General features: G+C 35.7%; 12 protein-coding genes and 1 other annotated feature. Of the genes, 8 read left to right on the top strand and 4 right to left on the bottom strand.

All coding sequences use genetic code 11. The features are described 5' to 3' along the window. The first annotated feature begins 68 nt into the window (after positions 1-68). From HCH28_RS00060 to HCH28_RS00045, 4 genes are all read left to right on the top strand, one after another. Complete coding sequence (locus HCH28_RS00060; RefSeq protein WP_221679010.1) at positions 69-656, top strand: dienelactone hydrolase family protein; 588 nt, start codon at positions 69-71, stop codon at positions 654-656. Between the two features lie 2 nt (positions 657-658). Further along, entirely contained in the window at positions 659-1,615 is a 957-nt protein-coding gene (locus HCH28_RS00055; protein WP_221679008.1) for a LytTR family transcriptional regulator DNA-binding domain-containing protein, read from the top strand. A gap of 146 nt (positions 1,616-1,761) precedes the next feature. After that, positions 1,762-2,610, top strand: a complete 849-nt coding sequence (locus HCH28_RS00050) for an ABC transporter ATP-binding protein (RefSeq protein WP_221679006.1) — start codon at positions 1,762-1,764, stop codon at positions 2,608-2,610. Beyond that, the gene (locus HCH28_RS00045; RefSeq protein ID WP_221679004.1) at positions 2,607-3,314 is read left to right on the top strand and encodes an ABC transporter permease; all 708 of its coding nucleotides are present in this window, start codon (positions 2,607-2,609) and stop codon (positions 3,312-3,314) included. The genes HCH28_RS00050 and HCH28_RS00045 overlap by 4 nt, the downstream gene beginning before the upstream one ends. Here the strand turns inward: HCH28_RS00045 and ldmS are convergent. Together ldmS and HCH28_RS00035 are read right to left on the bottom strand one after the other, a co-directional pair. Beyond that, complete coding sequence (gene ldmS, locus HCH28_RS00040) at positions 3,311-4,483, bottom strand: L-aspartate--L-methionine ligase LdmS (protein WP_221679003.1); 1,173 nt, start codon at positions 4,481-4,483, stop codon at positions 3,311-3,313. The genes HCH28_RS00045 and ldmS overlap by 4 nt on opposite strands. Positions 4,484-4,601: 118 nt before the next feature. Then, complete coding sequence (locus HCH28_RS00035) at positions 4,602-5,186, bottom strand: GNAT family N-acetyltransferase (protein ID WP_221679001.1); 585 nt, start codon at positions 5,184-5,186, stop codon at positions 4,602-4,604. Positions 5,187-5,285: 99 nt separating this feature from the next. Here HCH28_RS00035 and pdxR point away from each other — a divergent pair, with 99 nt between their 5' ends. Together pdxR and HCH28_RS00025 are read left to right on the top strand one after the other, a co-directional pair. Beyond that, positions 5,286-6,647, top strand: a complete 1,362-nt coding sequence (pdxR, locus tag HCH28_RS00030; protein ID WP_221678999.1) for a MocR-like pyridoxine biosynthesis transcription factor PdxR — start codon at positions 5,286-5,288, stop codon at positions 6,645-6,647. A gap of 105 nt (positions 6,648-6,752) precedes the next feature. Further along, positions 6,753-7,559 carry an EcsC family protein gene (locus HCH28_RS00025; RefSeq protein ID WP_009373716.1) on the top strand — a complete coding sequence of 269 codons (807 nt, stop codon included), beginning with the start codon at positions 6,753-6,755 and terminating at the stop codon, positions 7,557-7,559. Between the two features lie 48 nt (positions 7,560-7,607). Here HCH28_RS00025 and HCH28_RS00020 read toward each other — a convergent pair whose 3' ends face one another. Further along, entirely contained in the window at positions 7,608-8,576 is a 969-nt protein-coding gene (locus HCH28_RS00020; RefSeq protein ID WP_221678998.1) for a quinone oxidoreductase family protein, read from the bottom strand. Positions 8,577-8,640: 64 nt separating this feature from the next. Between HCH28_RS00020 and HCH28_RS00015 the strand changes: the two genes are divergently transcribed. Both HCH28_RS00015 and HCH28_RS00010 read left to right on the top strand, forming a co-directional pair. Continuing rightward, the gene (locus HCH28_RS00015; protein ID WP_221678997.1) at positions 8,641-9,264 is read left to right on the top strand and encodes a hypothetical protein; all 624 of its coding nucleotides are present in this window, start codon (positions 8,641-8,643) and stop codon (positions 9,262-9,264) included. Between the two features lie 52 nt (positions 9,265-9,316). After that, positions 9,317-9,581, top strand: a binding site (T-box leader). 66 nt (positions 9,582-9,647) lie between these two features. Continuing rightward, positions 9,648-10,892 (top strand): MFS transporter, encoded by a 1,245-nt coding sequence (locus HCH28_RS00010; protein WP_221678996.1) that lies wholly within the window; start codon positions 9,648-9,650, stop codon positions 10,890-10,892. Between the two features lie 98 nt (positions 10,893-10,990). Here the strand turns inward: HCH28_RS00010 and HCH28_RS00005 are convergent, their stop codons facing one another. Beyond that, positions 10,991-11,719 (bottom strand): IclR family transcriptional regulator, encoded by a 729-nt coding sequence (locus HCH28_RS00005; protein ID WP_221678993.1) that lies wholly within the window; start codon positions 11,717-11,719, stop codon positions 10,991-10,993. Positions 11,720-12,231: the final 512 nt, after the last annotated feature.

Below are 12,231 nucleotides of genomic sequence, written 5' to 3'. Positions count from 1 at the left end.
CTAAAAGCAGATTATACGTTTTACTTACTTTTTGATACACTATTGGAAAAAAGATATTAGAGGGCACAATGAAAAGAAAAATTTTTATATTACATGAAATCTATGGAGTTAATCATTTTATTGAAGAACAAATACAAGTATACGGCAATGAGGACACTGCCGTTTCCCTTATTTCACTTTATCCAGCAGGGCTTTCCTTTCCATATGAGCAGGAAAAACAAGCCTATGACTTTTTCTTACAGACAGTTGGCTTTGATGCTCCTCTTGAGTTGCTTTCACAAAAAATATTGGAGGCTTGTGAAAATTACAACGAGGTAATACTAATTGGATATAGTGTAGGTGCAACTTTAGCCTGGAGATTAACTACACTCCCCCTATACCGTGTCATTTGTGTGTATGGCTCACGGATCCGCCAATACCTTGATCACATTCCATCTTGTCCAACTTTGGTTGTTTTACCTAGCCATGAAGATAGCTTTGATGTTCAATCATTGAAGGATACACTTGCAAGCATACCGAATGTTCAGATCAAACAATATCAAGGCTTACATGGCTTTATGGATGCCTCTAACGCAAATTATTGTCAAATGAGTCACTCACAAGCACACACTGATATCAAATACTTTTTACAAACTAGCAAAATTCAGGAGGAATGAACATGGAACAAAATATTGATATTCAGGTTGATCCATATATTGAAGCAGGCAATGTTATTTATCCAAGCTTCCATCTTTCTCTACAATCTGGCATGATTATAGGCATCTATACAGATGTTTCCAAAATACATACATTAATGCAATGGTTTATGAAACGAGATGATACTTATACTTCTTTTCGTGAAAGCGCATTATATGAGCGACTAACAGCTCGCGAATATATCCAATTCATTTTAAAGCTTTTTAACCGCCCAGCTAATGAAACAGAGAATATATTGAAGCTTTTTAAGCTTACTGAACAAAATAATAATAGAATTAGTAAGCTTTCTAATAGCGAAAAACAGCGATTAAAGCTATTGAATATGTACCTACATCCGACATCTATTCAAATTATAGAGGAACCCTTTCAAAATATAGATGAATTTTCGAAGCAAACTATCCAACAATTATTAAAAAATCTCTCAAAAGAGCGTAAAATTATTATTTTATTATCAAATAATCTCGAAGATTTAATGGTTGCAAGTACCACTATATATCGATTAGATGGGGCAGCCTTACATGCTTTAGATGTAAAAGAGGGTAGCCTTGAACAAGCTCCAAGGCCTCTTGAAAATGCACCAATTCGACTAGATAAAATCCCAACAAAGAAAAATGATAAAATTATTTTATTTAATCCACCAGAAATAGATTATATCGAAAGCGTAGAAGGAGAAGTGTCCATTTATGTAGCTGGTGAAGCCTATCCATGTACTCTATCACTAAACGAGCTGGAGCAAAAATTGACACCATTCGGCTTTTTTAGAAGCCACCGTTCTTATATTGTTAATCTACAAAAGGTTCGAGAGATTATTACTTGGACACGCAATAGCTATAGCTTAGCACTCAACAGTACAGAAAAGACAGTTGTTCCATTGTCGAAAAATAAACTTGCAACCTTAAAGGAAATACTCGGAATTTAGTAGATTTCCCAGGAAATAAACGACTCCTGTCACCTTCAATATTGTTCTTCTCATGCTTTTTTTTCTGCCATTCACCCAATTTCTACTGTACCCCTTTTACTTGTTGTTTATAGTGTAGACATCAACAACAAACAGGAGGTTTACACATGAATGCAGTGATTGAAGTACAAAACTTAAAAAAAACATTTAATAATGAAACAGCATTACAAGATGTTTCTTTTACCATTAAAAAAGGGGAAATATTCGGCTTTCTAGGGCCAAGTGGTTCTGGTAAAACAACTACTATTAAAATATTAACAGCACAAACTGATAAATCGGAAGGCAAGGTTCTGTTATTTGGACAACCAGCATCTATAATGAAGCAAAGTCAAAACCGTAAACGTTTTGGAATTTTAACAGATAATAGCGGCTTGTATACAAGACTATCTATTGAAGAGAATTTATTACTTTATAGTAATTTATATCAACTATCTCATTCTGCTGTAAAAGAAGCTTTAGAATTTGTAAATTTATATGCAGAACGTAAAAAGAAGATCAGTCAGCTTTCCAAAGGAATGATTCAACGTGTTACACTTGCACGTGCCATTATGCACAAGCCTGAACTGTTATTTTTAGATGAGCCTACTTCTGCTTTGGACCCTGTGAATACGCAGCATATTTATAATGGCTTACGAAGATTAAATGACTTGGGTACGACGATATTTTTAACTACTCATGATATGAGCGAAGCAGAGATACTTTGTGACCGTGTAGCATTCCTTCATAGGGGGAAAATCCGAGCAATAGGTGCACCAAAGGACTTAAAAAAGGAATTTGGTACTGATTCCATAACGGTTGAACTCAAAAATGGTATGCAAGAAATTATACAAAATGGTGCACAAGATGCAGAGAAGCTGTATCAATGGATGCATTCCAATGAAGTGACAAGAATTAATACAAATGAGCCAACATTGGGTGATATTTTTATGCAAATAACAGGGAGTGATTTAGTATGAACATTTCAATGACACGCATTCAAGCTATATTAGTGAAAGATTATAAAGAATTTTCTCGTAACTATGCCGTATCAACAATGATACTTCTACCACTAATTTTGGCATTTTTATACAACAAATCAGGAGCAGCTACTATCGATGCTTATTTCCTACCCATTAATATAACGTTTTCTATGGTAACAACTTATATACAATGCTGTTTAATCGCAGAGGAAAAAGAAAAGAATACATTACGCAGCCTTATGCTTTCCCCTGCTTCACTTGGAGATATTCTAATTGGCAAAAGTTTATTTGTTCTCATCGTGACCGTTGTTGTACTCGCACTTTCTATCTTTCTTGTTGGGTACACACCTGCCAATCTTGTTATCTTATCTATAGCCTTATTATTATCTACTGTATTTTATATTGCACTTGGAACAATATGTGGACTATTTGCCAAGTCTATTATGGAAGGCTCAATTATCGTTTTACCTGTTATCTTTATTTTCTCCTTCGGTCCACTTGCACTGACTTTAGCATCTACCTACCCTTTTCTAAAAATTGCAGAGTGGCTACCAAGCTCTCAATTATTACTTTTAGCAGAAGCATTAGAAGGAAAGTACTCCATGACAGATATGATCATTCCTATGGTGACGATTATAGCTTGGTCTCTTATTTCTTGGTTTTTAGCAGCAATTTTCTATAAAAAAAGAATGGTCGATTAAAGACCATTCTTTTCTTCAGATAATAATTCTTTCTCTCGATTTTCAATTTCTTCTAGCGTATCTGCATACCATACACCAACAAATCTTGAAGGGACGGACTCCTTGAAATAATCACCATCATAGAAAGATAAAGGAAATAACATCCCCTGCTCTATATATTTCTTAATTGTTTGATAGAAGTGATCATTCTGTTGTGGGCTTTGTGATGAATAGGAGCTAAATTTATTGATGGGCTTTCCTAAAGCATCATGAAACATCAGCATAGAGGTGGAACCATTTTGGCGGAAATTTAAGTCTATCGCTTGAACATCACCAGCTTCCGTGACAATCAAATCAAAGCCTGCCACACCGACAAAGCCTTCCTCAACGCCACGTTCCATAATATGCTTTCCTACTTCAATTACTTTTTCGGGTACTTTATCTACAATGATATTCCCTTCGTAAATCCCTTTATCATCCGTAATTTGCTGGGAAGCTCCTAAGTATTGAATACCTAGCTCCTCTGAGTAAACAAATTGACAGCTATAGTTGTCCTTTGTCTGTAAAAGCTCTTCAATAATTATACTTTCAGTTCCAGTCATGCGAAATTGTCGTAAACCCTCCGTCAACTCATCTTTATTATGACAAATGGTAACACCATATCCTCCCGAAGTTGGCGAATCATCACCAGGCTTTAATACTACAGGGGGCTGCCAATTTTTAATGGCATCTGAAAGTCTATACGTCTCCACATTTAGACGACTTGGTACATATTTGCTATCAATTAAATGATCAATATAAGCTTTTGTATTCAACTCATTAAATTTCTCCGCATCCATCCAATAACATTGACGATCCATATGCTCCAGGTCATGTATATATTGACATACAATGGTTTTCCCCTCCTTACACCAAGTTTGGATCTGTGCCAGATATTCCTCTTGAGTCTCATAACTATAAGGCTGTTCGACCCATGGTAATCCTGCTAATTGATGAAGCTCTTTCGCCTTTTCTGTTTGTGTTGCTCGATGTACTAGCACGGGAATATCTGCAATAGCAACTTCTCTTGAGGTTAAAGCATCTAGCTTATGAGGATCATCCATCATCCACGGATTATCACTATACGGTGTTCTTGGTGTATAAACAGCATTATCACCATAAATTTGTCTTAACGTGTATTTTGGTTTCAAGTAGATTACCCTCTTTCAATTTTTCGGTACTCTACTCTACCCTCCCCTTTATTTTTTGACACTTTTTATAAGAAAAAAAGGTTTTATGGATTATATAAATCCCTTTTTATACCTATGACTATCCTAATTGCACTAATAGCCTTTCTAAATGCATTTTCACCTGTGGCCATTCTTCTATTGTGATGCTATATATAACGGTATGCCTAGTTGTCCCATCCTTGCGAATCATATGGTTACGCAATATTCCTTCTTTTGTAGCACCAATTCGCTCAATGGCTTTTTGAGAACGGATATTATCATGATCCGTTTTTATTTGTACACGTTGTAAATGAAGATGCTCAAAAGAGTATCGTAATAGCAAATACTTACAATTAGTATTAATAGCTGTACGCCAGTATGCGGGTGTTAGCCATGTATAGCCAATTTCTAATCGCTGATGTTTGTCATCAATATCCATAAAACGTGTAGACCCGATAATGTCCCCTGATTGTTTATCCACAATCACAAATGGAAATTCTGTTTTTTCGTTTTTTGCCTTTAATGCATTTTCCACAAAGCTATTCACATCCTCCCTTTTTTCTATCGTTGTGGACATATGTGACCAAATCTCTGGATAACTACCTGCCTCTAAAAGACCTTGAGTATCGCTTAACTCTAAAGGCTTTAGTTTGACTACTTCATTTTCTAATGTGATAAATTCCACTACACTTCACTCCTTTTTTACTTATTTAACGGTAAAATTGATATGATAGATATAACCAATTACTAAAAAATCAACCGTACCAGAGGAGGAGGCAATTATGTGGAGCTCTCCATTATATTTACAGGCAATCAAGCGAAATACATTCAAATCTATGAAGAAATAAAGCATGCTATTATCACTAAAAAATTACTTGCTCATGAACAACTGCCTTCTAAGCGAGCTCTCGCCCTAACATTGAATGTGAGTGTACACACCATAAAGGAAGCCTATGAGCAGTTACTTGCAGAAGGCTATATTTATAGTAAAGAGCGTTCTGGTTACTTTATTGCGCCATTTGAATTGGATTGGCTACAGCAAGTACCCCGAAGTGTATCTGTTCCAAGTATCAATATCCCTAACAATATACAATTTGATTTTACAAATGGACATGTGGACAACGAGGCTTTTCCCTATGCTACTTGGCACAAGCTAACAAAAAAGCATTTTAATAGTAACAACTTATCAACAAGCCCTTGGGAGGGAGAGACATCTTTACGCACAGAGATCGCCCGCTATGTAGAGCGTTCTCGTGGGGTTACTTGTGATGCTTCACAGGTATTTATTTATAGTGGTACACAAAGCCAGCTTCAGGCTCTTTGTCATTTTCTTGGGTCTGCGACACGCGTTGGGTTAGAGGAGCCAGGATTTAAAAGAGTGCGTGCCGTTTTACAGCAATGTGGATTGTCCACAGAGGCGATTCCTGTGGACTATTCAGGGGTTACACTCCCTTCAACACCAATTCACATGTTATACACAACACCTGCTCATCAATTTCCATTAGGCATGATTATGACCATAGAAAGAAGAGTGGCATTGTTACAATGGGCTAACTCGAACGCAGGTCTTATTATTGAAGATGATTATGATTCTGAATTTCGTTATAAGGGGCTACCAATCCCGTCTTTAGCAAAAATGGATCAGCTTCAGCGTGTCATTTATTTCGGAACATTTTCGAAAACATTGCTTCCATCATTACGCATTAGTTATATGATCCTTCCAAGGTCTCTAGTTGTGCCGTTTATGACTTTTCATTCTGAGCAAAAATCTGTTGTCTCCAAAGTAGACCAGCTTGTCTTAGCAGACTTTCTTGCACAAGGTCTATTCGATAAGCATTTGGCAAAAATGCGAACAATCTATCGTAAAAAGCAGCAAGCATTATTGACTGCCATCTCTAAACATTTTTCAAATGAATTTCAAGTAATCGGTGAAAAATCCGGACTTCATATAGTCATCAAGCTACCACAACATCTCACCGAGAGTAGAGCGATCCAGCTTGCTCAAGAGGTAGGGGTTCAAGTCTATCCATGCTCTACCTCCTATCAGAATCGAACAAATGAAACCATGATCATTATAGGGTATGGTGGACTGACACTTCAGCAAATAAATGAAGGAATTGCACTCCTTGCCTCCGTTTGGCAATAGCATGTGATTCATTAGTTTGTCGAAATCACATTTAAATAAAGCGAAACTTTATATAGTTTTTTTCGTATTTAAAGTTAAATGGACACATAAGGGGATAAGACAATAATGGAGAATCGAGAGTTATTAGAGCAGCATTTACAAGAAATTCAAGTGTGGGAAAAAGATCAAAAGGATTTATGGTTTTGGGAGAAATTAGGTAGAATACCATTTAAATTATTAGATAAAATGACACCTGCCTTTCTTCAAAATAAAATTGCTTTATTGGTAGATGAACTAGGCAATTATATTCAGTCAGGTGGGAAGTATTTAATCAATGAACAAGCCATGATACAAAAAATTCGTGACCATTCTTCCACACAGCATATTATAACTATATCTGATATTGGTCAGATTCCTTTAGAGGACATGATCTCCCTCAGTGACAAATTACAAAACGAACGTGTGAAATTTGCTACTGTACAAGGGGCCTCTACTGGCTTTGGTGGCATCTTTACTTTAGCTATTGATATTCCAATGATTTTAGGGACTGCACTAAAAACTTTGCAAGAAATAGCAATTATACATGGCTATGATCCGAACGATAAAATGGAACGTATTTTTATTGTAAAATGTCTACAATTTACCTCTGCTGATATTGTTGGTAAAGAAGCAATCTTACAGGAGCTTTCTACTATGAATAGCTCAAAAAAGGCTTCAGATAACATGATTTCTCAGCTTCAAGGATGGCAGGAAGTATTTTACACATACCGTGATCAGCTTGGCTGGAAAAAGCTGTTTCAAATGATCCCTATTGCAGGGATGGTTTTTGGAGCCTATGCTAATAAAGGCATGATTCAGGATGTAGCCGAAACTGGTATTATGCTTTATCGTAAAAGACGTATTTATGAAAAACTTACTGAACTAGATTGTTGATCGACAAAAGATGACACCCATATTTGGAGTGTCATCTTTTTTGTGCTTTTATATTTTAATAAGTATCTTTCCTTGGTGCTGACGACTTTCCATAAATTCATGAGCCTTTTTCATTTCCTCTAAGGCAAATACTTTAGCAATTGGCACCTGAAAATTTTCTTCTTTTACTAAAGAGAAAATATCTTGTGCAACATGTTGTAACAGCTCTGGCTTCAAAGCTCTTGTCGTACCTAAGCTAAATCCTTTTATATTACGGCAGCTACTGTGTAAATCTGCTGTTTTTATATTTCCTGCTCTGCCTCCACTATTCCCGAATTGGACAAGAGTGCCATAAGGCGCTAAGCAATTTAAACTCTCCTCGGTGATAGCTCCTGCAATGGAATCGTACACAATTTCAACACCCCGACCCATTGTAAGTTCATTGACATTTGTACTAAATTGATCATATGTAAGTACATGATCCGCACCAAGCTGGTAAACGATTGGGGCTTTTTCTAAATTACTTACCGTACCTATAATCTGTTTAGCTCCAAGCCTTTTTGCCATTTGGACAAGCATTGTCCCTACCCCACCAGAAGCAGCATGAATTAAGACAGCATCCTGCTGACCAATTGCTGCTATTTGATGTGTTAACATATATGATAAAAATAAAACAGTCGGTACAGCTGCTACCTTCTCGATTGGTAAACCACTAGGAATTTTAAAAACTAGTTGTTCCTTTGCTACAACAAATTCTGCATAAGCACCGTTTTTCGGGAAGGCGATAACTTGGTCACCCTTTTGAAAACCACTGCTATCATTAAAAACTTCTTCAATCACCCCTGCAACATCTAAACCAAGAACCATCGGAAAATTTGCTTTAGCTTTATTGCCTGTGCGATTTTTAAGATCTGCGAAATTTACGCTTGTATAGGTTGTCCGTATTAAGACTTCTCCCTCAGAAATAATCGGTTTTGGACAATCAATAAATGTTAAAACATCAGATGTACCAAATTCATTGATAATAATAGCCTTCATAAATTTCTCCCTCCTTGCTATAGTAAAATTATATACTATATATAGAAATGATGGAGGAATATTCATGAAAATCAAACCTAAGCAAGCCATGTATAATGGTATATCCTACAACTTTTTTGATAGAAAAAGCGATAAGATATGCTTTATGCTCTCTGGCACGGGCTATACCTATGATAAACCTATACTTTATTATTCTACAGCATTAATGCTAGAACTTGGCTATGATGTCGTCCAAATCAATTATACATTTGAGCAACAGCAATTCGAACAGGACTCCCAAGCCATATCAAAAATGGTCTATCGTGTTGCCAACCCGATTGTAGAGAACAGCTTGCAATCAAAGCCTTATAGAGAAGTCGTTTATCTAGGAAAATCTCTAGGTACTATGCCTATTGTCGATTATTATATGCAGCAGACCTCTTCTATCCCTGCTCGTTATGTACTTTTCACCCCATTACTTTCTCTTCAACATACAATGATAAATCTATTAGACAAGCATGCATTTTTGGCAATTGGTACAGCTGACCCTCATTATTCACAGGAGAAGCTAGCCCAACTTGCTACCCTTCAGCTTGCCGTTTTGGAGGACCTTAATCATTCACTTGAAAATCCTTTGAATGCTGTTTTATCCATACAGCTTTGCCAGTCGCTTATAACACAATTAAAAATCTTTCTACAAAATAATTAGTTAAATTTTTATAGTACTATTTACCAGAATTATGTACATATGTTACACTAGCGAAAATACATTGAAGAGAAGAGTAAATAAGGCTGTTCTTCCAAGAGAGCTCGGATTGCTGAAAACGAGTAAGAACGAATTATTGAAACAAGCCTCGGAGTAGCGCATTGGATTTTGTTTGAATGATGGTGCGACGGGAACTCCCGTTATAGAGTTACAGTATAAGCATAGGCTTTATGCCGTACTGAAAAGGCTATTATGGTGACATAATAGTGAACTAGGGTGGCACCACGTGAGTATATAAATTCTACAACCTCGTCCCTAAGACTAATCGTCTTGGGGGTGGGGTTTTTTATTTTGCAAATCGTCACTTTGCTTAAGGAGGAATTTATATGAGAAAAGCTTTAGAAAGCTGGCGCTATCCTGCCATTCTATTATGTAGTATTGGTGTTTCCAGTGTTGGCGAATGGATTTATTTTATCGCCTTAAATTTAATTGTGTTAAACCTCACAGAATCTGCTCTGGCTGTCTCTGGATTGTATATTGTAAGAGCGATCTCTTCCTTGTTCACTAATTTTTGGTCAGGGAGCCTAATCGATCGTTTTAATAAGAAAAAGCTAATGATTATTCTAAATATGATTCAATCTATACTCATTGTCATACTCCCCTGCTTTACAAGCCTCTTGTGGATGTATGTCCTTGTTTTTCTCATTACAGCAGCTAGCTCTATGTATCAGCCGACATCTATGACTTATATCACTAAGTTAATTCCTATCGATCAAAGGAAACGCTTTAATTCATTACGCAGCTTACTTGACTCTGGTGCATTTCTAACTGGGCCAGCAATCGCAGGTTTCTTATTCACAGTCGGAACACCCCATATGGCCATATATTTAAACGCGATTGCTTTATTTCTATCAGCCTGTATAACGTTCAAAATGCCAAATATTGAAGCCCTTGAAAAATTTGTTAACCGTACAGAAAAAACATCCTTTTATCGCGTATTGCTTCAGGATTGGCAGATGGTCATACGCTTTAGCTTAAAAAATTCCTATGTGATGGTTGTCTATTTGTTGTTTAGTGCTATCATCATCTTGATGACAGCTACTGATTCTTTGGAGGCTGCCTTTGCAACACAAATATTAGCTTTATCCGAAGGAGAATATGGTATTTTAGTCAGTATCGCAGGGGTAGGTGTTTTAATTGGCTCGCTAACCAACTCTGTTATTGTTGAAAAAATACCAACTTCTTGGTTAATAGGTATGGGGTCTCTCGTAACAGCATTGGGCTATTTAATATTTACATCCGCCTTTTCCTTTCTTATAGCTGCTTTAGGTTGCTTTGTATTATCCTTTGCTACTGCCTTTGCGAATACAGGATTTTATACATTTTATCAAAATAATATTCCTTCTGAGAGCATGGGTAGAATAGGAAGTATTTATGGATTTTTTGAAGCCCTTTTTATTATTATTTTTACTGCTATTTTTGGGATTTTTGCTGAATGGATAACTATACGATCAGTTGTCGTTAGCGCATCCTTTATGATGGTATTTGTAGCTATTATTCTACTATGGCTAAATATAAAACCTACGAAAGGCCACTATTATCAAAGGTTCATGAGTAGCAAGCAACAGTAATTCAAAAAACTGTACTATCTCACTTTTCATAAAAAATCAACCATCTAATGTCCACTATTTTTTGACACTAGATGGTTTTTTATCGAAGGAAATAATTTTTATATATATCCTAATTCATAGGATAGTTGCTGTGCCGTTTTAATGACTTCCTGTGTTATACTTTCTAATTTTTCAGCATCTGTATCATATTCAAAGCACTCTGCACTAATGGCTGCAATTATTTGTTTATTTGAATCAAATATAGGAGCTGCTATGGATACTGTCCCCTTTGTTTTTTCTCCAACGCTTATGGCAATGCCTTTTTCTCTTACATCATTGAGGCTCTCTATCAATTTTTCTTTCTCAGGCTCCTCAAGTTGTTGGAAAAATTGTTGCTGTACATCGCTTTTAGAAAACGCAAGCAATACTTTATTTGGAGCTCCTATAGGATACGGGATTTTTTCACCAATCATATCAATAATACGGACATTTTTAGGACTATCAATTCGATCAATAATAATGGATGCAAACTGTTTCGCAATACTTAAATAGATTGTTTCGCGAACATTATATGCAAGGTTTTCTAATAGAGGATGTGCTTTTTCTCTAATATCCGTCTCATGATACATTTTCATGCCAAGTTGCAACCATGTATACCCTAATCGAAATTCTTTTTTATTCTCATTTCTCTCTACTAAATCAAAACTTTCTAATGTATATAATAATCTGTAAATTGTGCTAGTAGGCAAGTCTGTTTCATTAAAAATTTCTTGCACAGTAAAAAAACGCTTCGGATGCTTCGCCAATATATTTATAACTAACATAGCTCTTTCGATTGATTGAATCATTACAATTACTCCCTTTCATTTCCCCATATGATCACTATCTTAAGGTTTTTATAGATCCAGTTAACTTTAACTAGGATCATTATGAAATTAAAATTCATGCAAATTATCAAATTTTTATGTACCTTCAATTTTTTACATGTAGCCCGCTTTTGAATATAGTTTCATTTTATTTTAACTAATTTTTATGCATATAAATAGATGCTACATGAAATATATACATAGTTCCACTCAATTAGTGTGGAAAATTACGAGTATTCACAAAAATTAAAATTGACAATTTGTTGTTTTGCATTTACGATGAATTTATATTCCACTATGTAGATTAAATTTCATATAGTGAAAAATAAATAACGATAAAAATATGTATTTCTCTTCTAATTATCTATTTACATCATCTTGAAAAATAAAATACTTTACTATCAAAAGGAGCAAAAATTATGAATACTTTTATGTGGGATACACCCGAAAAACTACGTGCCCTATTATGTGAACTTGTGAGCTGGGAAAGCCGA

It is taken from the genome of Lysinibacillus sp. K60 (assembly GCF_019731275.1).
Taxonomy (GTDB): domain Bacteria; phylum Bacillota; class Bacilli; order Bacillales_A; family Planococcaceae; genus Lysinibacillus; species Lysinibacillus capsici.
Note: the sequence above shows the minus strand (reverse complement) of the source record. Positions and strands in the feature narration are given on the sequence as shown.